Below are 24,506 nucleotides of genomic sequence, written 5' to 3' on the forward strand. Positions count from 1 at the left end.
TGATATGCCGGAGATTAGTATTATTCTGAAAGTAGATGATGGAAATAGGTATTTGCAGGAAGCTGTGAATAATGTCTTTATGCAATCGTTTTCAGATTTTGAACTTCTTGTGTTGAAGGAAGGGGCTAATTACGAGGATACTCTGGATGGTATGGATACAATCGATATGCGTTTGAGAATTTTGAATGTTGTATCATTTGAAGAACCGGGAGTATGGGGGCAGGTAATGGAAAGCATAAAGGGGAAATATGTTGTTTTAATGGATGCTGGTCATTTAATGGTTCCCAGGAAACTTCATACCCAATTTTCTTTTATGGAGGACCATAGAGATGTTGATGTTTGTGGTACCTGGGTTACGGAAAATGGAAATTCCGGAGTAAATTATTTTTATCAGGTACGGCATAATGATATTGTCATTGAGATGTTGTTTTCTAAAGCTATATATACTCAGTCGGTGATAATGCGCAAGTCTGTTTTTGGAGAGTTTCTAAAAACGTGTTTAGGGAAAATACAGAGACATGAATGTGTGGAATATTATGAGATATGGACTGATTTAATAATGAAGGGATATCTTTTTGCCAATATTCCGGAGGTGTTGTTGGATATTCGAACAGGGGAAAATGTGTCTTTATTTGCTGATCCGAGTTTACGGCGGGTAGATCTAAGATATGTCCAGTGTTGTTATCTGGATTATTTAATGAATAAGATCATTGAGCTTGATCCTGCTTATTTTGATTTTTTGAATAGTGCAGTTGAATTACAGAATAGTAATAAATTGACTTTTGAGGAGTGTAAAGGACTTGTTCGAAATGTATATAGTCATATTAGAGAAAAAGAAGAGATACATTTGAAGGATGGTAAAATCAGGATATTGTTTTGTATCGATACATTAGGAGGTGGCGGTGCTGAAAAATTATTGATCGATATATTGAAAAGATTTGATTATGAGAAATATGCCGTTGACCTTTTAGTCCTATTTGAAGAAGGAATTTATTTTGCAGATATACCGGAGGAGGTTTCGTGGTTCTTTCCGGGCAGTGAAAAAGTTAAAAACCGATTTTATGACATAGAGATTGCTTTTTTGGAAGGACTGGCGGTAAAATATATTGCAGAAAGGGGTAGCGTTGCTGTTAAGGTAGCTTGGGTTCATGCAGATTTGTGTAATTATCATTGGACAAAGCGATATTATGAAAATGATGAACATGAATATAGCATTTTTCAAAGAATGGATAAAATCGTTTTTGTGAGTGATAATGTAAAGGAGCAGTATATTAAGTTGTTTGGAGATGCTAAATCTGAATTATTAGTAATTTATAATCTTATTGATCGGTCGGAACTCTTGAGCAAATGGGATTGTGTGGGTATAACGAAAAGGAAATTTACATTATGTAGTATTGGAAGATTGACTCCGGTAAAGGGGTATTTGTTATTGATACAAGCTGTTCGACGTTTAGTTGAGGATGGATTAGATTTTGATTTATGGATTGTTGGAGAAGGTGAACAAAGGGTAAAGTTGGAAGAACTGATCAAAGAGTTTTCATTAGATGATATTGTTTTCTTGCGAGGGTATCATAAAAATCCGATACCTTTTTTGAAAGAAGCAGATGTTTTTGTTTCCTCTTCTTTGTCTGAAGGTTTTCCCCTTGTAATTTGTGAGGCTTTATGTCTGGGGTTACCGGTTGTTGCAACGAAGAATGCTGGCTCGGAAGAAATATTAGGCAAGGGAAAATATGGTTTGCTAACAGAACAAGATGAGTTTCTGTTGTATAAGGCTTTAAAAGCTGTAATAGAAAATGTGGCATTAAGGGATGATTTACGAAACAAGGCATTGGAAAGGGCTGAATTGTTTAATGAATCTACAATAATGGATCAGATTTATACTGTTCTTGGGTAATTAATAATCGAAACAATGGAAGGAAAAGAAATAGAATTACGCAGCGAAGAGGTTCAGGAGGTGATGGGGCAGATCCCGGCCTGGATTGTGCGGTGGGGGATTACGATCTTGTTTATCGTGGTGCTGGCGCTTTTGGTGGGTAGCTATTTCTTTAGATATCCGGATGTGATCACGACGGAGATGACATTGACAAGCCGGCATCCGGTGGCGGAGGTGGTGGCCCGCTCGTCGGGAAAGATAAATGAGCTTTATGTGTTTAACGGACAGGAGGTAAAGATGGGTGCTCCGTTGGCGGTGGTTGAGAACCCGGCCAGGACGGAGGATGTGTTCCGGCTGAAGAAGTTGTTGGCACGTTATCAGGAGCAGCCGGAACGTCTGAGCTATTATCTGTTGCAGGATGTGTGGCTGCTGGGGGATATTCAGCCGGCTTATATGAGTCTGGCATCGAAAGATATTTCTGCCCGCGATTACCGGGCTTCGGTCGGACAGTTACTGGCGGCGATCCGTGTCTGGGAGATGTCTTACTGCCTGGTGGCGCCGTCGGATGGAAAGGTTCAGTTGCTTGTGCAAGGGGCTCCGAACCTGTATTTGTCGGCGGGAGATATTTTTGCCCGTATGGTGCCTGAGGGCGGGGAGACCTGGATCGGGCGGGCCTTACTGCCGATTCAGCGGTCCGGAAAGGTGAAGGCCGGACAGCGAGTGATTGTGCGGTTTACGAATTTCCCGGATCAGGAATTCGGTATCGTGAACGGGCGTTTGTCGTCAGTTTCGCTGGTGCCTTCGGAAGACAATTATATGGTGGAGATTGCCTTCCCGGACGGACTGACCACCAATTATAGGAAGAATCTGCCTGTTTCTTATGAAATGAAAGCCACAGCCGAAATTGTAACTGATGATGTACGTTTGATAGAACGTTTCTTCCAGCCACTGAAAAAGATACTGAAAGAAGGGTTCTGAAGTTTTTTTGTTGTCTCTTTTGTCTCGTTTAGTGGCTTTCGAGCCGGGAAGGATGAACAATCCCCTTCCCGGATTCGTATGAAAAAGTTACTGATGGCACAGCTGGGTGCCGAGCCTACCGTCCAGCATTTTAATGAAATAGTGATAAATCTTCCGGAGAATGAAAAAGCCGGTTTTGTGAAAGGTACTTTCGGGTTGGCTTTCTCTGAGTGGGGAAACCTGAATGTTGCTTACCGTGAGTTTTTGGTCGCATTGATAAAGAGTAAACGACAGCAGTTTGTGGAGTTTGTTCGCAAGGATACGGTTCTGGGGGAATTCCTGTACGATCTGAAAGATAAAGAGTTGTTTGTGAAAATATTAAATCTGTTTGAGCGACCGTCTAAAAAGCATAAGATTTCTTATTCCAAGTTGGCTTTTTCTTTTTTGCTAGGGTTTAAGATGGACTTGGAAGTCAAGGGATTATCTGACAAAATCAGGTACGCCAAGGTGGATACGGATGATCTGGTTGAGTTGTTTGAGTTGATTGAGAAAGTAAAGTTAAGCTGAAGTTTATATTTAAAGAATATAAAATATGGGCGTTTCAGAAAAGCAGTAAGAACCGGGATTATAATCTCTTTCTTGATCGTTTAAAAGATCAACAACTTGATTCTTATGTGATTATATTGTTTTAGCTTCCTCTTCTTATTGCTTATTGCCTCTTTTTTACCGCCGTATCTTTGTGTTGTACTTAATTATTCACTAAAAACATTTTTAATTATGGCACAAGGTTACAAGTTGGTTCTGCGCCCGTCGGAACCGGGAGTCAAAGGTTCCAAGAAGTTGTATTATGCGGTATCTAAAAGTACGGGATTTACGGATATCAGACGTTTATGCAAGTTGGTTGCTGCTAGAAGTACGGTATCGAGTGCGGATGTGAAAGCGGTACTGGATAATCTGAATTATATTCTGGATCTGGAATTGCAGGATGGTCGTATTGTTCAGTTGGGGGAATTCGGTAATTTCCGTATTACGGTCGGAAGCGAGGGCGTGGAGGATAAAAAGAAGTTCTCTGCAAGTATGATTCGTGCTCCGAAGATTGTTTTCACTCCCGGGTTTGATTTGCGTGAGACTAAGAAAACGATGGGTTATTCTTTGATTACTCCGGAAGTTGAAAAAACGGAGAATCCCGGAGGTGGTGAGGATCGTCCGGAAATCGAGTAATTCGATGATGGATGAAAAGAATGAATGTTCAATTGGTAATGGCCGTGCTGCTTTGTGCAGCCGGTCTTATCCTGATCTTTTCCGGTTTTTGGGTGGCTCCGACAGGGGAAATACATAATAGCGTTTTAGTCGCTTTCGGGGAGATCAGTACGTTTGCCGGAGCCTTGTTTGGAGTGGATTATTCATATAAAATAAGAAAAGAATGAAAACGAAATTTTGTCAATATGCAATAGAGGAACCTTTGACGTCGGAACAAATGAAGTGGAGAAGAAATCATCCGGATTGGATCAGTGATCATTTTTACATGGGGGAGTTTATCTACAGTGCGGTTGCTGTGGAGAAGGGCCTGGACAATACGCCGCCACCGGAAGCGCAGCGTGCAATCAGAAATCTGGTTAGAAAATTATTGGAGCCGCTTCGGGAGTATGCGGATTGTCCTATGGGGATGCATATCTCCAGTGGGTATCGTTGTGAAGAATTGAATCATCTGGTGGGTGGTGTCGCCGATTCCCAGCATCTGAAAGGGGAGGCGGCGGATATTTATACGTTCGGCAGTTGTCGTTTGCTGGAGGCTTTACAGCAAAGCCGGTTGAATTTTGATCAGGCGATTTATTACCGTCGCCGTGGTTTTATTCATTTGTCATTGAAATTGACGGGGAAGAACCGTCGCCAGGTGATTATCAAATGAGAGGTGGTATTTGTTTTTTATTACTTATAGCAGGATTGTCCGGCTGTGCATCGCGTAATCCCGGAAGCAGGAGAGAACTTCGTTCGTTCAGGGATTCGATATCGTATACACGGTTGGACACTTCTTGCCTGCATTATAATCGTGGGATGCTGTTGCGGGGCTGGTCTCGTTTGAAGGAGGTCTCCCTTTCCGTACCCGACAGTGCCGGTAAACAGTATGTAGAACGTATTGTATATGCTACTGAAGAATGGGGAATGGCAGATTCGACAGAATTGGTGTCTGTGTCTGCCAATACGGTTAATGAGCAGGGTGTTACTTCATCCGTCTCCGTCGAGCAGGAAGTGACCAGAAGAAAAACGAGCCGGATTGTCTGGTGGATATTAATTCCTGGTTTGATCATTTTAATCTGTCTGCTACGAAAATTGCGACGGATAAAATAGATACTTTTGTTTGTATTGCACTATGAGAGTGCATTTTTAATCAGACGATGGTAAATTATGATGTTATAACTTCTTGGAATGAGTTATTAGTAATTAGCATGGGAAATGTTCTGTTTGCCTGTTACGGAAATCCTAACGGATTTAAATAACTTTAATCCTTTGGATCACGGATTGTTCGTATAAGTGTGTATCTTGCAAAAATGATAAATTGTTAACCAGAAAAGAAATGATTATGAGACACTGTATCTGGATATTTGCTTTGTTGTTGCTTTCGATGGGGAGCCTGTCAGCGGAAGATTTCGGTTATGAGTTGCAGGATGGGAAGCTGACTATTCTGATGTATGGCGGTTATGCCGATTGGAAGAAGAATGCCAGTGAAAATGATAAAAGGGCAGTGACTGAAATTTATATAGAAGAGGGTGTTCCCGTTATTCCGAGTTTGATATTTAAAGATTTGCCGCGTGTCGGGTCGGTAACGATTCCTGCTTCGGTGACGATGATAGGTGGGGCAGCCTTTGCGGGATGTAGCAATTTGTCATCTGTAGTGTTTGCTAAAGATTCGGAGTTGAGAACGCTCGGTAAGTATGCTTTTTATGAAACAGCCCTGGAGTCTGTTGTAATACCGGCGTCTGTTACCGCGATCAGAAAGGCTGCTTTCAGATATTGCTATAATCTGTCGTCGGTTATATTTGCCGGAAACCAGAAGCTAAAGGAAATTGGTGAATGGGCTTTTTGTGAGACGTCTTTGGAATCGGTTGTAATCCCGGCTTCCGTAACTACTATAGGAAAGGCTGCCTTTACGGAGTGTAAGAGACTTTCGTCTGTAACTTTTACGGGAGACATGAATTTGAGGACGATTGGTGCTGGGGCTTTTTCCGGGACGAGGCTTCATTCAGTTATGATTCCATCTTCTGTTGCAACGATTGGGGAGGGGGCTTTCAGGTATTGCAGGAGATTGACGTTGGTGACGTTTGGTGGCGATAATTTAAAAGCGATCGGTGAGTGGGCTTTTTCAGAAACAGCACTGGCTTCATTCTCAATACCTTCTTCGGTTACTACGATTGGAGCGGGTGCTTTTGCTAAAACACCTCTTGAGTCGGTAATGGTTCCGTCTTCCGTAACGGCAATCGGAGGGGCTGCCTTTACTGATTGTAGAAAATTATCGTCAGTGACATTTGCCGAAAAATCGGAATTAGAGAAGATCGGAGCAGGTGGTTTTTACGGAACGGCTTTGTCCTCCGTAGAACTTCCATTTTCCGTGAAAACGATTGGTGCAGGTTCTTTTTCCCATTCCGCTCTTAAATCTGTTGTAATTCCGGCATCTGTCACGGATATTGAACGTGCTGCTTTTTCCCAAACATATCTTACCTCAGTTATAATCCCATCTTCTGTGAAAGCGATTGGGAAAGAGGTGTTTCAATGTTGTTCCGAATTGACAGATGTTACTTTTCTCTCATCAATGGCACCTGCCCGTTTTGGAGAGAATGTATTTGAGAATTGTTTTTCATTGGAAGCTATTTATGTCCCGGAAGGAAGTTCCGGTTATTCGGGAGAAAATTGGGTTAAATATGAAGATCTGATAAAGCGTAAAATCATGTTCGTTTCTTCCGGTTCGTTAACGGCTTTATATAATCTGTTTTCTTTTGGCGAAATGGGTGGCTGGGGTGTCTTTAATCCTCTGATCTTCGGTTTGTTTGCTATAATCAGTGTGTTGAAAAAAATATTTTTAGGTTAATAAAATAGGAGAAGTGGTCATGAAAGCGGTTGGTTGGGTAGTTGGTGGTAATGGAATTGTAAGAAATGATAATAGTCTTGTGGAAAACTAATTAATTGCGTTTCTTTGTACCCGTAAATTATTAGGATATGGCAGACGAACAACAGATGGTGCTCCGGACGGAGGACCTGGTGAAAAAATATAGAACGCGAACGGTGGTGAACCATGTTTCTATTAATGTGAAACAAGGGGAGATTGTTGGATTGCTCGGTCCGAATGGGGCGGGAAAGACGACGACATTCTATATGACTGTGGGGTTGGTGACTCCTAATGAGGGAAAGATATTCCTGAATGATATGGAAATTACGAAATTCCCGGTTTACAAACGTGCCCGTAACGGGATCGGTTATCTGGCGCAGGAGGCTTCTATCTTCCGTAAAATGACGGTTGAGGATAATATCCGTTCTGTTTTGGAAATGACGGAAACTACTCCCGAATATCAGAAAGAAAAACTGGAAAGCCTGATCGCTGAGTTTGGATTGAACAAGGTTAGAAAGAACCTGGGAGACCAGTTGTCTGGTGGTGAACGCCGTCGTGCCGAGATTGCCCGCTGTCTGGCGATCGACCCTAAGTTTATTATGCTGGACGAACCGTTTGCCGGAGTCGACCCGATTGCCGTGCAGGATATTCAGACGATTGTAGCCAAGTTAAAGCATAAGAATATCGGTATCCTGATTACCGACCATAATGTGTACGAAACATTGAGCATTTGCGACCGTGCTTATTTGCTGTTCGAAGGAAAAGTGCTTTTCCAGGGAACAGCAGAGCAATTGGCAGAAAACGAGATCGTACGCGAAAAATATTTGGGGAAAGACTTCGTGCTGCGGAAAAAAGATTTATAAATTCAACTTATTTTATTGCAAAAGTCTCCTGATGTGCCGGGTGCATAAGAAGAACAGGACTAATGTCACTACTGCTAATGCAGAGTAAGGCAACAGGTTCGCGTTGGATATATCTCCGGTGATAAATTCATTCTCCCGCAGATGGATATCCGACATGCTGATAACGGCAAAAGCGTTATTGACGAAATGGGCGAAGACCGGAATCCAGATGTTTCTGCTCCAATATAACAAATAACCGAAATATGCTCCCAATAACATACGGGGAAGGAACCCGTAGAATTGCAAATGGAATGCGCTGAATAGAATAGCGGCAGACCAGATGACTATATGATGATTGGATGTCCATTGACCTATAATCCGTTGCAGGGCACCACGGAACAGAAATTCTTCTGTAATACCGGCCATTATAGCGATGACAAACAGATTCGACAGGAATGTAAGCATACCGTCGCCGGCTAAAAGCGTATTGGTAATTTGTTCGGCAAGGGCTTCCTGCGCTTTCATCCAGCTTTCGACCGGGGCCATGAACTCCGGCAGTATCATTTGCTTGTTCAGCAAAGCTGTCAGTGTGATCGCAGGGGACATCAGGAACATGCTGACCAGTGCTAGCAGCAGGATTTTGGTATCCACTTTACGCTTTATACAAAGGTAGGCGGCCGGGTCCGCACTGCACAGCCAGGCTACTGCCAGTGCCGGGAACAGGAAAGTCCCGATGGCTGACAACAACTGCATCATTCGCATCATATCGGGGTATTGCGTTATATTGACGGATACACCGTGTGACAAAACAAAGAATCCCGTTCCGATCAGGGATGACAGGACTGCTCCGAACAAAAGACTGACCAGCAGGAGCCATAACTGGAACATGGCCGGCTTACCGGCATATATACCTTTTAATACCATATCTATAATATTAATGTACGGACATAAAAAAACTTCTGCCCAAATATAGGTAGAAGTTTTTATTTCTTCAGGAAAGAATGAATTACATTTTTGGTCTGGCTTCTTTTACAACCATCTGACGACCTTCGAATTCAGCCTCGTTCAATTCTCCAATAGCTTTTTTAGCTGCTGCATCATCAGGCATTTCAACAAAAGCAAAGCCTTTTGATTTACCTGTTTCACGGTCTTTGATGATCTTTACAGAATCTACCACTCCGTATTCTTCCATTACTTGTTTCAGATCTTCTTCCCGAACACGATAGTTCAGGTTGCCAATGTAAATGTTCATAAAAATAGAAATAATTAAAAAATAAAATTGTTACTGATGAAAGTAATAAACCGGAATTTCGTAACAGTGATAGATAAATCGACAAGTAACAAGTAAATGAAGAAATAAAAAACAATGTTATTTACGTTCAAGGTAAATCCCCTTTCACATTACAAAGGAATACATTTATTTTAGAAATACAAGATTTTGGATTGAAAAAATTAATATGTGTCTAATTTTGGCTTACTTATAACAAATTAAGTAAACAATTTGCGAGATTAAAAGAATAACTCTAATTTTGCAGCCTAAAATTCGATACGACTATTAATTAAATAAATCATTCAGAATGAACGTTTCGCTTAAGAACATTGATGCCGTTAGCGGTATTGTGAAATTAGAAATAGTGAAGGCTGACTATGCTGAACAGGTTGAAAAGAGCCTGCGCAACTTCCGTCAGAAAGCAAATGTACCGGGTTTCCGTAAGGGAATGGTACCGATGGGTATGGTGAAGAAGATGTATGGAAAACATGTACTGGTTGAAGAAGTCAACAAGTTGGTTTCCGAAAATCTGTTCAAATATATCAACGAGAATAAGTTGAACGTTTTAGGCGAACCGATGCCTAACGAAACAGAACAACAGCCTATTAATTTCGATACACAGGAAGATTTTGAATTTTGTTTTGACGTAGCTTTGGCTCCGGAAATCAAAATCGAACTGGGTAAGGGCGACAAGCTTCCTTATTATCAGGTTGCTATCGACGAAGAGATGTTGAACCAGCAGGTTGACGCTTATACTGCAAACTTCGGATCTTATGACACTGCTGAAGAAGTAGAAGAAAAAGACCTGGTTAAAGGTACTATTGCAGAACTTGAAAACGGTTCTCCGAAAGAAGGTGGTATCGTTGTGGAAGATGCAGTACTGATGCCTTCTTATCTGAAGGATGAAGCTGAAAAAGCTAAATTCATCGGTGCAAAAGCTAACACTGTAATCGTGTTCAACCCGAATAAGGCTTACGAAGGCGCTGAAGCAGAGATCGCTTCTTTGCTGAAGGTTGACAAAGAAGCTGTTGCCGGTCTTACCGGAGATTTCAGCTTCGAGATTAAAGAAATCACACGTCACAAAAAGGCAGAACTGAACCAGGAATTGTTCGACAAAGTATTCGGTGAAGGCGTTGTTTCCAGCGAAGAAGAATTCAAGAATAAGATTAAGGATGCATTGGCAGAACAGTTCACTCCTCAGAGCGACTTTAAGTTCCTGTTGGATGCCCGTGAAGTGTTGGTACAGAAAGCAGGCGAACTGAAGTTTGCCGACGACCTGTTGAAACGTTGGTTGCTGGCTGCAAATGAAAAGAATACGGCTGAAAAACTGGATGAAGAGTATCCGAAGATTATCGAAGACCTGAAATATCAGTTGATCAAAGAAAACCTGGTGAAAGGCAATAACCTGAAGGTAGAAGATGCAGATATTGAAAACTTTGCAAAACGTGTGGCAAAAGCTCAGTTTGCACAGTACGGCATGCTTTCTGTTCCTGAAGATGTATTGGCCAACTATGCAAAAGATATGTTGAAAAACAAACAGACTTTACAGAATGTTATCGACCGTGCAGTAGAAGAAAAACTGGCTGCCTGGTTGAAAGAACAGGTAGAACTGGACGTAAAAGAAGTTTCAGCAGAAGAGTTCAACAAACTCTTTGAATAATATTATTCTTCAGAAATCGTAGTATTTACTAAGGTTTCAGCAAGAAAAAGGGGTTCCTCTCTAAAAAATATCTTAGCGGATAGCAAATAAGTTGTTTCTTTCAGAAATTTATTTATAACTTTGTTATTCCGATAAGTCAGAGGGAAATCCCTTTTTTTATGACTTTCGGTTATACAATAAACAGTAAACTATGGACGATTTTAGAAAGTATGCAACAAAGCATTTGCGGATGAACAGTAACGCGCTGGATAGTTATATGAATATCACCAGCAGTTATATTTCTCCGACAATTATTGAAGAGCGCCAGCTGAATGTTGCGCAGATGGACGTGTTTTCCCGTTTGATGATGGATCGTATTATCTTCCTGGGAACACAGGTCGACGATTATTCGGCCAATGTGATTCAGGCGCAATTATTATATCTGGATTCCAGCGATCCCGGCAAAGATATATCTATTTATATTAATTCGCCGGGCGGTTCGGTATATGCAGGTTATGGTATTTATGATACCATGCAGTTTATCGGATGTGATGTTTCTACTATCTGTACAGGTATGGCCGCTTCTTTTGCCGCCGTATTGCTGGTAGCCGGAACGAAGGGCAAACGTATGGCTTTGCCGCATTCTCGCGTGATGATCCACCAACCTCTGGGCGGTGTACAGGGACAAGCTTCGGATATCGAGATTACTGCTCGTGAAATCCTGAAGGTAAAGAAAGAACTGTATACTATTATTTCAACTCACTCAGGAAAACCTTATGAAGAGGTAGAACGCGATAGCGATCGCGACTACTGGATGACTGCCGAAGAAGCGAAAGCTTATGGAATGGTAGACGAGATCCTGGTCCGTAATAGTAAATAACAAACATAGAGACAAGGCCTTTGCGCCTTGTCTTTTTCGACAAATAAATAAACAAAATATCTATGGCCAAAACAGGCGACGTTTGTACGTTTTGTGGGAGAAGCAGTCGGGACGTTAATATGCTGATAAATGGGATATCCGGTGCCATCTGTGATGAATGCGCACAGCAAGCGTATGAAATTGTAAAAGAACAACAGCCTGCCAGGAAAAGTTCTCTGGGACTTGACCAGGCGGAACTGCCGAAACCGGAGGATATAAAAAACTTTCTGGATCAATATGTGATCGGACAGGATGACGCCAAGCGTTACCTTTCTGTTTCGGTGTATAACCATTACAAACGATTACTCCAGAAAGTCACTTCGGATGACGTGGAGATCGAGAAATCTAATATTATTATGGTCGGCGCAACCGGTACGGGAAAAACCCTGCTGGCTCGTACGATCGCAAAATTACTGCATGTGCCGTTTGCTATCGTGGATGCTACGGTACTGACCGAAGCCGGTTATGTGGGAGAAGATATTGAAAGTATTCTGACCCGTCTGTTGCAGGCTGCCGATTATGACGTGGATGCAGCCCAACGGGGAATTGTATTTATTGATGAGATAGATAAGATCGCGCGTAAAAGTGACAATCCGTCTATAACCCGTGATGTAAGTGGAGAAGGAGTACAGCAGGGTTTGCTGAAGCTACTGGAAGGTTCGATCGTGAACGTACCTCCCCAGGGCGGAAGAAAGCATCCGGAACAGAAAATGATAGCGGTAGATACTAAAAATATTCTTTTTGTCTGTGGCGGAGCGTTTGACGGTATCGAGAAGAAAATTGCACAACGTCTGAACACTCGTGTTGTGGGATATTCTGCCAGCAAGGATACTGCTCAGGTGGACAGGAATAACTTCCTGAAATACATTACGCCAACCGACCTGAAGTCGTTCGGGCTGATTCCGGAGATCATCGGCCGTCTGCCTATTCTGACTTATCTGAACCCGCTTGACCGGAGCACGCTTCGCAGCATTCTGACAGAGCCGAAGAATTCGATCATCAAGCAGTATGTCAAATTGTTTGAGATGGATTCCATTAAACTGACGTTTGATGAAGACGTTTACGAATATATTGTAGATAAAGCTTTGGAATTTAAGCTGGGAGCCCGTGGCCTGCGTTCGATCGTAGAGGCTATCATGATGGATGCTATGTTCAGCATGCCGTCTGAGAAGAAGAAGAAACTCCATGTAACATTGGAGTATGCGAAGGAGAAGTTTGAAAAATCAGATGTAAACCGTTTGCAGATAGCGTAATGCCTGCGGTTTGTAAAATATAATAAGTATGGCGAAGAAGGATAGTTTAACTGAGCATTTAAAGACTCATTTTGGTTTTGATACCTTTAAAGGGAATCAGAAAGCAATCATTGAAAATGTGCTGGCCGGGAATGATACCTTTGTGTTGATGCCCACCGGCGGGGGCAAGTCCCTCTGTTACCAGTTGCCTTCTATAATGATGGAAGGTACTGCGATCGTTATATCTCCCCTGATTGCTTTGATGAAGAACCAGGTGGATGCCATGCGTAATTTTAGTGAAGAAGACGGAGTCGCTCATTTTATTAACTCTTCACTGAATAAGTCGGCGATCGACCAGGTGAAGGCTGATATAATGGCTGGCCGCACGAAATTATTGTATGTTGCTCCCGAGTCGCTGACTAAAGAGGAGAATGTCGAATTTTTGCGTAATGTGAATATTTCGTTTTATGCAGTAGATGAGGCGCATTGTATTTCAGAATGGGGACATGATTTCCGTCCGGAATATCGCCGGATACGTCCTATCATCAATGAAATAGGCAAGCGTCCGCTGATTGCGCTGACGGCAACGGCCACTCCGAAAGTTCAGCACGATATCCAGAAAAACCTGGGTATGATTGATGCCTCAGTTTTCAAATCCTCCTTTAACCGTTCTAATTTATATTACGAAGTTCGTCCGAAGGATGAAAATGTAGACCGCGAGATCATTAAATATATTAAGGCCAACGAAGGTAAATCGGGTATTGTTTATTGTCTGAGCCGCAAGAAGGTGGAAGAGTTTGCCGATATTCTGAAAGCGAACGGTATCAAAGCGCTTGCGTATCATGCCGGAATGGATTCAGGGCAACGGTCGGCCAATCAGGATGCATTCCTGTTGGAAAAAGCCGACGTTATCGTGGCTACTATCGCATTCGGTATGGGTATCGATAAGCCGGACGTACGTTATGTCATTCATTATGATATCCCGAAGAGCCTCGAAGGTTATTACCAGGAAACAGGTCGTGCCGGCCGTGATGGTGGCGAAGGCCAGTGTATTGCCTTTTATGCATACAAAGATTTGCAGAAGCTGGAGAAATTCATGCAGGGAAAGCCTGTAGCGGAACAGGAAATCGGTAAGCAACTGTTGCTTGAAACAGCGGCTTATGCCGAAACTTCCGTATGCCGTCGCAAAGTCTTGTTGCATTATTTCGGTGAGGAATACCTGGAAGAAAATTGTGGAAATTGTGATAATTGTTTGAACCCCAAAAAGCAAGTGGAAGCGAAAGAATTATTGAGTGCGGTACTTGAAGTGATAAGTACTTTGAAAGAAAAATTTAAGGCAGATTATATTGTCAACATGTTGGTCGGTAACGAGACCTCCGAAATTCAATCTTACAAACACAATGAACTGGAAGTCTTCGGTTCGGGAACGGACGAAGACGACAAGACCTGGAACGCAGTGATCCGTCAGGCGCTGATTGCCGGTTATCTGACAAAGGATATCGAAAACTATGGCCTGCTGAAAATCTCTCCGAAGGGAAAAGATTTCATGAAGAAGCCGGTGTCTTTCAAAATAACAAAGGATAACGAGTTTGAGGAAGAGGAAGAATCTGAAGTGCCTGTACGTGGCGGAGCAACCTGTGCGGTTGACCCGGTCCTTTATTCTATGATGAAGGATTTGCGTAAGAAGCTGTCCAAGCGATTGGAAGTTCCTCCTTTTGTGATTTTCCAGGATCCGTCGCTTGAGGCGATGGCTACCACTTATCCGGTGACTCTGGATGAGTTGCAGAATATTCCCGGTGTCGGTGCCGGTAAGGCAAAACGTTACGGACAGGAATTCATTACACTGATCAAAAAACACGTAGAAGAAAATGAGATCGAACGTCCGGAAGACTTGCGTGTTCGTACGGTTGCAAACAAGTCGAAACTGAAAGTCTCCATTATCCAGCGTATCGACCGCAAAGTCGCCCTGGATGAGATAGCGTTGACAAACGGTCTTGAATTCAACGAACTGCTGGATGAGATCGAAGCGATCGTTTATTCGGGAACACGTATCAATATCGATTACTTTGTAAACGATGTGATGGACGAAGATCATGTGGAAGATATCTATGAATATTTCAAAGATTCCGAAACGGATGATCTGGAAGATGCGATCGAAGAGTTGGGCGGTGATTATACAGAAGAAGAGATCCGTCTGGTACGCATAAAATTCTTATCGGAAATGGCAAATTAATAATATGCCGATAGGATTAATATGCCAATATGCCAATAGAGATAATATATCGTTGTTTTTTATTGGCACATTGGCATATTGTTTTATTGGCATATTATTCGTATATTTGCGCGCAATAATTTTTAAAGCATACGTTTTATGTCATTTATTGCAGACAGGTTAGTTATGGACGGATTAACATTCGATGATGTATTGTTGATCCCCGCTTACTCAGAAGTTCTTCCCCGAAATGTCGACCTTACGACAAAGTTTTCACGAAACATTACATTGAATATCCCGATGGTATCGGCCGCTATGGATACGGTTACCGAGGCAAAGATGGCAATCGCTATTGCCCGCGAAGGTGGTATCGGTGTTATTCATAAGAACATGACGATCGCAGAACAGGCTAAGCAGGTTCAAAGCGTTAAGCGTGCTGAAAACGGAATGATCTATGATCCCGTAACAATCACGAAGGGAAAACGTGTGGCCGATGCGTTGGCTATGATGGCAGAATATAAGATCGGCGGTATACCTGTTGTGGATGAAGGCGGTTATCTGGTCGGAATCGTTACCAACCGTGACCTTCGTTTTGAAAGAGACATGAACCGTTCGATCGACGAGGTGATGACGAAGGAAAACCTGGTCGTAACAGATCAGTCTACAGACCTGGAAGCAGCAGCCCAGATCCTTCAGCAGCACAAGATTGAAAAGCTGCCGGTGGTGGACAGCCATAATAAGCTGATCGGACTTGTTACCTATAAAGATATCACTAAAGCAAAAGATAAACCTTCTGCCTGCAAAGATGCCAAAGGCCGTTTGCGTGTGGCAGCCGGTGTGGGTGTGACATTCAATACATTTGAACGTGTGGCTGCATTGGTAGAGGCTGGTGCCGATGCCTTGGTTATCGACACGGCTCACGGACATTCCAAAGGTGTGGTCGATGTGTTGAAACAAATTAAAGCACAGTATCCGGGTATCGATTGCGTGGTTGGTAATATTGCTACGGGCGATGCTGCCAGATATCTGGCAGATGCCGGAGCAGATGCCGTTAAGGTAGGAATCGGACCGGGGTCTATCTGTACGACCCGTGTTATTGCCGGAGTCGGTGTTCCCCAGTTGTCTGCAATCTATGATGTTGCAAAAGCATTGAAGGGTACAGGTATTCCTCTGATTGCCGATGGCGGATTGCGTTATTCCGGTGATATCGTGAAGGCGATTGCTGCCGGCGGATCATCCGTGATGATGGGTTCATTGCTGGCAGGTGTGGAAGAATCGCCGGGTGAAACGATCATTTTCAACGGACGTAAGTTTAAATCCTATCGTGGTATGGGATCGCTGGAAGCGATGCAGAAAGGATCGAAAGACCGTTATTTCCAGGATGTGGAAGATGATGTGAAGAAACTTGTGCCGGAAGGTATTGCCGCGCGTGTTCCTTATAAAGGTTCTTTATTCGAAGTGATCTACCAGATGGTTGGCGGGTTGCGTGCCGGTATGGGATATTGCGGAGCGCATAATATTGAAGAACTGCATCAGGCTAAATTCACCCGCATTACCAATGCCGGTGTACAGGAAAGTCATCCGCATGACGTGGCAATTACACAGGAAGCGCCCAATTATAGTCGTGGCGAATAATAAATGTGCATAAATCCCGTTATATAAAAAACACTAATTTAATCGGATAGCATACTTTTTGGGGATGCTATCCGTTAGATTAGTGTTATTTTTGTAATGTGTACGTAGTATGATAAACGGAATTTTGATGAAAAAGTTGCTTGTATTATCTTTAGTATTCGCTTGTTTAACCGGAGAAGCCGCTAATAAGGCTGATTCTGTAGTGATGACTGTGGCCGGAAAACAGGTATCTCTGGATGAATTTGTTTTTATGGCCAGAAAGAATGGTGAAGTTAATTTATCTGATCGTAAGTCATTGGAAAATTATGTGGAACTGTATAAAAACTTTAAGTTGAAAGTTGTCGATGCAGAAACCGCCGGTCTCGACAAGACAAAAGATTTTACCGATGAACTGGAAGGATACCGCGCTCAGCTGACATCAAGTTACTTATCTGACAGAGACGGGGAAGAAGCAGCTCTCCGTGTGGAATATGACCGTTTGGGCGAAGTGCTGGAATTGAGTCATATTTTATTCCGTCTGCCGGGAAAGACTCTTTCAAGGGATACGCTCGCTGTTTATGAAAAGGCGATGAAAGTCTATGAACGTATAAAAAACGGGGAAGACATGGCAACCGTTGGTCAGGAGCTGGCAAAGCAGGACTCTACCAAACAGACCGGATATGAATATGCACGTTGTCTGTTGCCTATGCAGACGATCAAAGCGTTCGAGAATTATGCTTATTCTATGAAACCGGGTGAATTATCCATGCCGGTACGTACTACGCTGGGATATCATATTATTAAACTACATAGCCGCAAACCCAATCCGGGGATGCGCCGTGTTGCCCATATTCTGATCCCTTTCCAGAAAGATTCGGTAACTCGCAGTGATAGTGAAACGTTGGCTTTGGCTGAAGAGGTTTATCAGAAAATACAAGGCGGAGCAGACTTCGGACAGTTAGCAGAAGAAAATTCTTCGGATGCCGCTTCGGCACGCAAAGGGGGAGTGCTTCCCTGGTTCGGTGTCGGAGAAATGGTGGAACCTTTTGAAAAAGGTGCATTTGCTTTAAATACTCCGGGAGAAGTGTCTAAACCTGTTAAAACACGGTTCGGTTATCATATTATTAAATTGCTCGACAAGGGAGGCATCCCATCTTTTGAAGAAAAGAAGAAATCATGGTCCCGTGTGATGGCACAGGGTGAACGTAATTTCGAATATTATAAGGCGTTCGATGAACGTCTGAAAAAAGAGTATGGGTATGTGTTCTATCCGGAGGCTTATGCCGAACTGGTCGCTTTGTGCAATGATCATTTTCCTTCCGACAAGGACTTCTACGAAAAGGCCAAGGATATGAATAAGACATTGATCCATCTGGTGGATACGGATTTCCCGCAGAGCGAATTCGCTTATTATATCCAGCGTTGTCCGTTCTCGACAAAAACGTATGCCGGTGATTTTATGCAGGAAGTGTTCGATCTGTTCATTCGTGATATTGTGACAACAACAGAGCGCAAGAATCTGGAAACTAAGCATCCTGAATTTACACATCTGATGCAGGAATATCGGGATGGTATCCTGTTGTTCAATATCAGTAATCAGAAAGTGTGGAGCAAGCCTGCTGCTGAACAGCCGGAGTTGGAAAAAGCCTGGTTGCAGGAGCTGAATAAGGAATATCCTGTTACGATTAACTGGAAATTGTTGAAAAAACTAAAGAAATAAGAAAGAGAAGGTTATGAAGTATTGCTTCATTTTTATAGCATTCGTATCTTTGCTGTGTTCTTGTAAGCGAACCCAGCAAACCGACGATGCGGATGTGCTGGTAAGAGTGAAGGACCGGACGTTGAAACGTTCGGAAGTGGTTAGTCTGATTCCGCGGGGGACGTCCTCTGCGGATAGTTTGTTGTTAGCCGAAAGCTTTGTAAAGAAATGGGTAAAGGATGCCCTGGTTTACGAAGTTGCCCAGCGAAACCTGGGGGACGAAAAGGAAGAGGTCGACAAGCTGGTAGAAGAATACCGCCACTCGCTGATTCGTTACCGTTATCAGGAGCGCCTGATCAAAGAGAAATTGTCGGCTGATATCCGCGAAAGCGATAAGCTGAACTATTATGAGGAGAATCAGAAAAAGTTTACACTCGATAAAGCCCTGATCAAGGGACTTTTCCTGAAAATACCGGTGGATGCCCCCGGTTTGTCGGAGGTAAAAGGGTGGTACAAATCGACTTCTGAAGCCTCTTTAGAAAAAATTGAGAAGTATAGTGTGCAAAATGCCACTATTTATGACTACTTTTACGACAAATGGGTGGATTTTGACGAGGTGATGGATAATATACCTGTCCATGTATTCAACTCAACAGCTTATCTGAAGGCGAATAAGTTTGTGGAAGTAGCCGATAGTAGTTATTGCTATCTGCTGAATATCAAAGAGTATCTACCGGAGGGAAGCGTGGCGCCTTATGATTATGCGAGTTCGCAAATCACGGAGATGCTGATCAATCAGCGGAAAGTAGATTTTTTGAAGACGTTTGAAGAAGAATTATATAAAGATGGAATCAGAGGAGGTGATGTAAAGTTTTTTACTGAACCGTAATTTGTAACTTATAAAGTAGAAATGATGAAAAAGATTTTAACTGTATTCTTTCTTGCCTGCTTATCTTGTGCGGCAATGGCACAGGATAATGTGATTGATGAGATTGTGTGGGTGGTAGGAGATGATGCTATTTTACGTTCGGACGTAGAAACGCAGCGTTTGTATATGCAAAACGAAGGCGAACGTCTGGATGGTGATCCTTATTGTGTGATTCCGGAACGGATAGCGATACAGAAACTGTACCTGAACCAGGCGAAGATAGACAGTATCGAGGCCAGCGAAAGCCAGGTGATACAGCAGGCTGACCAGTGGATAACCTGGGCAATCAACCAGATCGGATCAAGGGAAAAAGTAGAGGAATATTTCGGAAAGAAAATCTCACAGATCAGGGATGAACAGAAGGAAAAGTTCCGTGAACAGCAGATCGTTTCAGAAATGCAACGCAAGTTGATCGGGGAGATCAAGATGACTCCTTCTGAAATTCGTAAGTTTTATAATCAGTTGTCGAAGGACAGCCTGCCGACTATCCCGACAACAGTGGAAGTCCAGATCATTACTTTCGAACCGAAGATTCCGTTTGATGTGACGGATGCTATCAAAGCACGACTGCGTGATTTTACGGAACAGATCAACAGCGGTAAGATGGAGTTCTCTACGTTGGCCCGCCTGTATTCCGAAGATCCTGCTTCTGCAGCCCGTGGCGGTGAGATGGGATTTATGAGCAAGACTGACCTGGTGCCGGAGTTTGCCAATGTGGCATTCAACCTTTCTGATCCGAAACGTGTATCTCAGGTTGTACAGACAGAATACGGATATCATATCATCCAGCTGATCGAGAAACGCGGTAACCGTATCAACTGCCGTCATATCCTGTTAAGACCGAAAGTGTCAGAAAAGGAATTGACGGAAGCGACTGCCCGCATGGACTCATTATATGCGGACTTGCAGGCAAACAAATTCTCGTTTGAGGAAGCTGCAACATTCGTTTCATACGATAAGGATACCCGTAACAACAAAGGGTTGATGGTTAACCAGAATCATGAAGGAAACAATTTCGGTACTCCGAAGTTTGAAATGCAGGAACTTCCCCAGGAAGTCGGTAAAGTGGTATACAACATGCAGGTGGGTGAAATCTCCAAACCGTTTACTATGATTTCCAACAAACAGAAGGAAGTGGTTGCCATCGTTAAATTGAAATCCCGTACAGAACAACATAAGGCAAATCTTTCTGATGACTTCCAGGCAATGAAGAATATGGTGGAACAACAGAAAAGAGAAGAATTGTTGGATGAGTGGATCAAGAAAAAGCAAAAAACTACGTATGTCCGTATTGCCGAAGGATGGCGTAACTGCGATTTCAAATATCCGGGTTGGGTTAAAGAATGAAGATTGTAAAAAAGTTTTTTCTTACAGGACTGCTTTGTCTGCTGGCTGTTTGTGTTTTTGCACAAACGCAGGATTCCATATCCGTCAAGCAGGGAGAGACTCCTACAGCCGATACGGTCACAACTAAAAAGACACTGGTTTATCTGCTGCATGCCGATACTGTATCCTATGATAAGGAAGTGATGAAGGCTGATGCACAGTTTCTGGAGGGAAATGTCAGTTTCCGGCACGATAGTTCGTATATGTATTGCGACAGTGCATACTTTTTTGAGGCGACTAATTCGCTGGAGGCTTTCAGTAATGTCCGTATGGAACAAGGAGATACTTTGTTTGTATACGGCAATTACTTGTTTTATGACGGGGATACCCAGATTGCTTACCTGCGTGAAAATGTCCGTATGGAGAACGGGCAGGTAACGCTTTTTACCGATAGTTTGAACTATGAGCGTATTCCCGATATCGGTTATTATTTTGACGGCGGTTTGATCGTTGACTCGCTGAATCAGTTGTCCTCTTTCTACGGTCAATATTCTCCGAGCACGAAACTGGCTATATTTAATGATAGTGTGCGTCTGGAGAATCCGAATTTTACACTCTATTCGGATACGCTTCATTACGATACCGAATCGAAGATTGCAACAATACTGGGACCTTCCATCATTGTTTCAGACAGCGGGACGATCCATTCTTCCCGCGGATGGTACAATACGGAAGCTAACACTTCGCTGTTGCTAGACCGTTCCGAAGTTTATTCGGGCAACAGGGTCCTGATCGGCGATTCTATATCATATGACCAGAATGCCGGTTTCGGTGAAGCCTTCGGGAATATGTGTTTGCAGGATACGGCTCAGAAAGTAATGCTGGAGGGACAGTACGGTTTCTATAATGAGCGGACGGAATATGCGTTTGCAACCGACAGTGCCCGTTTCCTTGAATATTCGCAGGGCGACACGTTATATCTGCATGCCGATACGCTGGAAATGATGTCGATCGATTCGACGGCCCGCGAAATAAAGGCATTTTATGGTGTGCGTTTCTATCGCACCGATATGCAGGGTGTTTGTGATTCCATGCAGTTTAATACGCGTGATTCCATATTATATATGTATAGGGATCCGATTCTGTGGAATGAGCAGTACCAGATATCCGGTGATACGATAGTTATCTATATGAATGACAGTACGATCGATTATGCACATGTGATACAATATGCATTTGCAGTGCAGCATCTCGATTCGACTTATTATAATCAATTGAAAGGGAATGACCTGAAAGCATATTTTGAAGGTCAGGCTGTCCGGCAGATCGATGTCGAAGGGAATGCGGAATCCATCTTCTATCCGTTGGATAACGGTGCGATGATCGGTTTGAATGAAACCAAGAGCGGATTCCTGACAATTTGGGTGAAAGACAATGCGTTGGAACGGCTGAAGATATGGCCCAGTCCGCAGGGAAGTCTTACCCCCATACCCGATCTCAAGCCGGAACAGAAAACACTGAAAGATTTTTATTGGTTTGATTACTTGCGTCCGAAAAATAAAGATGATATTTATCAGGTAGTGAAGAGGAGAGTCGAAGACGCACCGGTTCGAAGCAATAAGTTTAAGCACGAGCAATAGCATTTATTATTAAATTTGTTGAGTTATGGCACTTTTCTCATTTTATAATGTACGTAAACCCCGGCAGTTCAATCATAAACCTATTTATTGGGATCCCCATAAAGAGGCGATGGAAGAACGTGTGCGTAAAATGAAACGCGAGATGGGCATGGAAGAATCGTTGGAAGATTACAAGCCGCAGATCAAAGGAACTTTTATTGAGGGTACTTCGCATCTGAAGAAAAGCCTTGACAGAGGCGACGATGCGCGTAGCCGTAAATATAAGAGCGCAAAACTGATCGTGGGGATTGCAGTCCTGGGTGCTTTACTCTGGTTTTTGTTTTGGTCATGAGCGATATAATTCATTTATTACCCGATAGTATAGCCAATCAGATAGCGGCCGGTGAAGTCATTCAACGGCCTGCTTCCGTTGTAAAGGAACTGGTTGAAAATGCGATCGATGCCGGAGCCGCACATATCCAGGTGAACATTAAGGATGCCGGCCGTGCATTGATCCAGGTGGTCGATGACGGGAAAGGTATGTCTGAGACAGATGCCCGTATGGCATTTGAACGGCATGCTACTTCCAAGATCTCTTCGGCTGAAGATCTGTTTTCCCTCCATACGATGGGATTTCGCGGAGAGGCGCTGGCTTCTATCGCTGCGGTAGCCCATGTGGAACTGCGTACCCGTTTGAGAGGAACTGAGTTGGGTACGAAGCTATCCATCGCCGGTTCCACATTGGAAGATATTAGCCCCGATGCTTGTACAGAGGGAAGTATTTTTTCGATCAAGAACCTATTCTTTAATGTACCCGCGCGCCGTAAATTCCTGAAATCGAATGAAACGGAGTTCCGTAATATAATCAATGAATTTGAACGTATCGCCCTGGTCAACCCGCAGGTAGCCCTGGTGTTGAACCACAATGATACCGAGATATTTAATTTACCGGAGTCAGGTCTCCGCCAGCGTATTATAAATGTATATGGCAAGAACCTGAACCAGAAGTTGCTTTCTGTGGATGCACAAAGCTCGCTGGTCACTATTTCCGGTTTTGTAGGTCGCCCCGACTCTGCCAAGAAGCGTGGTGCACTGCAATATTTCTTCGTGAACGGACGTTTCATGAAGCATCCCTATTTTCATAAGGCCGTTATGCAGGCTTATGAACAGTTGATCCCTCCCGGCGAACAACCCAATTATTTTATCTATTTCACGCTTGATCCTTCTACGATCGATGTAAATATCCACCCGACTAAGACCGAGATTAAGTTTGAGAACGAGCAGCCTATCTGGCAGATACTGATGGCGGCAACCCGTGAGGCGCTGGCAAAGTCGAGTGCTATCCCTACCATTGATTTTGATGTGGAAGATGCGATAGACATCCCGGTTTACAACCCGGTCAAAGAACCGGACGGATTTAGAGCACCGACCGTGCAGCTTGATTCGGGTTATAATCCATTCAAGGCATCTTCTACCCCGTCTTCTTATTCTCCGTCTTCGCCATCTCCTTCGTCTTCCGGGAAGTCGGAGTTCGACTGGTCACAACTCTATCAGGGGTTTGAAAGCGACCGCGATGCCGTGCGTAAAGATTTGGAAATGATGGGAGAGGTGATTGAGACGGATGCTGATGAGAAGCCGGAACCGATAGCTTCTGTTGTTGGAGGCGAAGCCTTGTTTGCCGAAACGACTACTCCATGCTATCAGTACAAAGGTCGTTATATCGTTACTTCATTGAAGTCCGGCCTGGCCCTGATCGACCAGTACAGGGCTCATGTACGTATCTTGTTCGACCAGTATCTGAATAATATGCGACAGCAGAAAGGTGCATCGCAGCAGGTTCTTTTCCCCGAAATCATTGAGTTCACGGCAGCAGAAGCAGCTGTCTTGCCTGTTCTGTTGGAAGATATGCGTTTTATCGGTTTCGACTTGTCGAATCTGGGAAATAACAGTTATGCGATCAACGGCCTGCCTGCCGGACTTGAGAATGTTGACCAGCTGGTTCTGATAAAGGATATTGTCAACCGTGCTATCGAGACAGGATGTGAAGTACATGAAGAGATCTGTGAAGCAATCGCTTTGTCTCTGGCAAAAGCTGCAGCCATCCGTCCGGGTAAAACATTGTCTGCCGACGAGATGGATCACCTGATCGCAACCTTGTTCTCCTGCCCGGATTCCAACCTGACTCCCGACGGAAAGACGATCATTTCCATGCTGACTGACGAAGAACTGGAGAAACGGTTCAGATAAGTAAATAATATAGTATATTTGCTCGTC

Annotated in this window: 22 protein-coding genes; 20 read left to right on the plus strand and 2 right to left on the minus strand. The window is 43.4% G+C overall.

Features of this window, described 5'->3' with window-relative positions:
* Positions 1–4: 4 nt before the first annotated feature.
* From HMPREF1535_RS12590 to lptB, 9 genes are all read left to right on the plus strand, one after another.
* On the plus strand, positions 5–1,894 hold the full coding sequence (locus HMPREF1535_RS12590; protein ID WP_009859589.1) for a glycosyltransferase: 1,890 nt from the start codon (positions 5–7) through the stop codon (positions 1,892–1,894).
* Positions 1,895–1,909: 15 nt separating this feature from the next.
* A complete protein-coding gene (locus HMPREF1535_RS12595; RefSeq protein WP_009859588.1) occupies positions 1,910–2,851 on the plus strand; it encodes a beta-barrel domain-containing protein in 942 nt (313 codons plus the stop codon).
* A 78-nt stretch (positions 2,852–2,929) separates the two neighbouring features.
* Positions 2,930–3,397, plus strand: a complete 468-nt coding sequence (locus HMPREF1535_RS12600; RefSeq protein ID WP_224264352.1) for a hypothetical protein — start codon at positions 2,930–2,932, stop codon at positions 3,395–3,397.
* A gap of 210 nt (positions 3,398–3,607) precedes the next feature.
* On the plus strand, positions 3,608–4,051 hold the full coding sequence (locus HMPREF1535_RS12605) for an HU family DNA-binding protein (protein ID WP_009859586.1): 444 nt from the start codon (positions 3,608–3,610) through the stop codon (positions 4,049–4,051).
* Between the two features lie 11 nt (positions 4,052–4,062).
* A complete protein-coding gene (locus HMPREF1535_RS12610) occupies positions 4,063–4,257 on the plus strand; it encodes a hypothetical protein (RefSeq protein ID WP_009859585.1) in 195 nt (64 codons plus the stop codon).
* Positions 4,254–4,739, plus strand: coding sequence for a D-Ala-D-Ala carboxypeptidase family metallohydrolase (locus tag HMPREF1535_RS12615; RefSeq protein WP_009859584.1), 486 nt, complete (start codon positions 4,254–4,256; stop codon positions 4,737–4,739). The genes HMPREF1535_RS12610 and HMPREF1535_RS12615 overlap by 4 nt, the downstream gene beginning before the upstream one ends.
* Positions 4,736–5,179: a hypothetical protein gene (locus tag HMPREF1535_RS12620; RefSeq protein ID WP_009859583.1), complete on the plus strand. Its 444-nt coding sequence runs from the start codon at positions 4,736–4,738 to the stop codon at positions 5,177–5,179. Before HMPREF1535_RS12615 ends, HMPREF1535_RS12620 begins: the two co-directional genes overlap by 4 nt.
* 232 nt (positions 5,180–5,411) lie before the next feature.
* Positions 5,412–6,914: a leucine-rich repeat domain-containing protein gene (locus HMPREF1535_RS12625; RefSeq protein ID WP_244275609.1), complete on the plus strand. Its 1,503-nt coding sequence runs from the start codon at positions 5,412–5,414 to the stop codon at positions 6,912–6,914.
* Between the two features lie 128 nt (positions 6,915–7,042).
* Positions 7,043–7,795 (plus strand): LPS export ABC transporter ATP-binding protein, encoded by a 753-nt coding sequence (gene lptB / locus HMPREF1535_RS12630; protein WP_009859581.1) that lies wholly within the window; start codon positions 7,043–7,045, stop codon positions 7,793–7,795.
* Between the two features lie 12 nt (positions 7,796–7,807).
* Here lptB and HMPREF1535_RS12635 read toward each other — a convergent pair whose 3' ends face one another.
* Together HMPREF1535_RS12635 and HMPREF1535_RS12640 are read right to left on the minus strand one after the other, a co-directional pair.
* Positions 7,808–8,698, minus strand: coding sequence for a CPBP family intramembrane glutamic endopeptidase (locus tag HMPREF1535_RS12635; protein WP_046146299.1), 891 nt, complete (start codon positions 8,696–8,698; stop codon positions 7,808–7,810).
* A gap of 82 nt (positions 8,699–8,780) precedes the next feature.
* Complete coding sequence (locus tag HMPREF1535_RS12640) at positions 8,781–9,026, minus strand: RNA-binding regulator (RefSeq protein WP_009859579.1); 246 nt, start codon at positions 9,024–9,026, stop codon at positions 8,781–8,783.
* Between the two features lie 325 nt (positions 9,027–9,351).
* Here HMPREF1535_RS12640 and tig point away from each other — a divergent pair, with 325 nt between their 5' ends.
* From tig to mutL, 11 genes are all read left to right on the plus strand, one after another.
* Complete coding sequence (gene tig / locus HMPREF1535_RS12645) at positions 9,352–10,704, plus strand: trigger factor (protein WP_046146300.1); 1,353 nt, start codon at positions 9,352–9,354, stop codon at positions 10,702–10,704.
* Between the two features lie 190 nt (positions 10,705–10,894).
* Entirely contained in the window at positions 10,895–11,563 is a 669-nt protein-coding gene (gene clpP, locus HMPREF1535_RS12650; RefSeq protein ID WP_009859577.1) for an ATP-dependent Clp endopeptidase proteolytic subunit ClpP, read from the plus strand.
* A gap of 62 nt (positions 11,564–11,625) precedes the next feature.
* Positions 11,626–12,855: an ATP-dependent Clp protease ATP-binding subunit ClpX gene (gene clpX / locus HMPREF1535_RS12655; protein WP_009859576.1), complete on the plus strand. Its 1,230-nt coding sequence runs from the start codon at positions 11,626–11,628 to the stop codon at positions 12,853–12,855.
* Between the two features lie 28 nt (positions 12,856–12,883).
* Complete coding sequence (gene recQ / locus HMPREF1535_RS12660; RefSeq protein ID WP_009859575.1) at positions 12,884–15,067, plus strand: DNA helicase RecQ; 2,184 nt, start codon at positions 12,884–12,886, stop codon at positions 15,065–15,067.
* 138 nt (positions 15,068–15,205) lie between these two features.
* A complete protein-coding gene (gene guaB, locus HMPREF1535_RS12665; RefSeq protein WP_009859574.1) occupies positions 15,206–16,681 on the plus strand; it encodes an IMP dehydrogenase in 1,476 nt (491 codons plus the stop codon).
* 109 nt (positions 16,682–16,790) lie between these two features.
* Positions 16,791–18,380 (plus strand): peptidylprolyl isomerase, encoded by a 1,590-nt coding sequence (locus HMPREF1535_RS12670; protein WP_009859573.1) that lies wholly within the window; start codon positions 16,791–16,793, stop codon positions 18,378–18,380.
* Positions 18,381–18,393: 13 nt separating this feature from the next.
* Positions 18,394–19,248 (plus strand): hypothetical protein, encoded by an 855-nt coding sequence (locus tag HMPREF1535_RS12675; RefSeq protein ID WP_046146301.1) that lies wholly within the window; start codon positions 18,394–18,396, stop codon positions 19,246–19,248.
* A gap of 21 nt (positions 19,249–19,269) precedes the next feature.
* Positions 19,270–20,634, plus strand: a complete 1,365-nt coding sequence (locus HMPREF1535_RS12680; RefSeq protein WP_009859571.1) for a peptidylprolyl isomerase — start codon at positions 19,270–19,272, stop codon at positions 20,632–20,634.
* Complete coding sequence (locus tag HMPREF1535_RS12685; protein WP_046146302.1) at positions 20,631–22,253, plus strand: OstA-like protein; 1,623 nt, start codon at positions 20,631–20,633, stop codon at positions 22,251–22,253. Before HMPREF1535_RS12680 ends, HMPREF1535_RS12685 begins: the two co-directional genes overlap by 4 nt.
* Positions 22,254–22,278: 25 nt before the next feature.
* Positions 22,279–22,584, plus strand: a complete 306-nt coding sequence (locus HMPREF1535_RS12690) for a hypothetical protein (protein ID WP_010800559.1) — start codon at positions 22,279–22,281, stop codon at positions 22,582–22,584.
* The gene (mutL, locus tag HMPREF1535_RS12695) at positions 22,581–24,479 is read left to right on the plus strand and encodes a DNA mismatch repair endonuclease MutL (RefSeq protein WP_046146303.1); all 1,899 of its coding nucleotides are present in this window, start codon (positions 22,581–22,583) and stop codon (positions 24,477–24,479) included. Before HMPREF1535_RS12690 ends, mutL begins: the two co-directional genes overlap by 4 nt.
* The last annotated feature ends 27 nt before the right edge of the window (positions 24,480–24,506 follow it).

Origin of the sequence: Parabacteroides goldsteinii DSM 19448 = WAL 12034 (assembly GCF_000969835.1) — a bacterium.
Taxonomy (GTDB): Bacteria; Bacteroidota; Bacteroidia; order Bacteroidales; family Tannerellaceae; genus Parabacteroides; species Parabacteroides goldsteinii.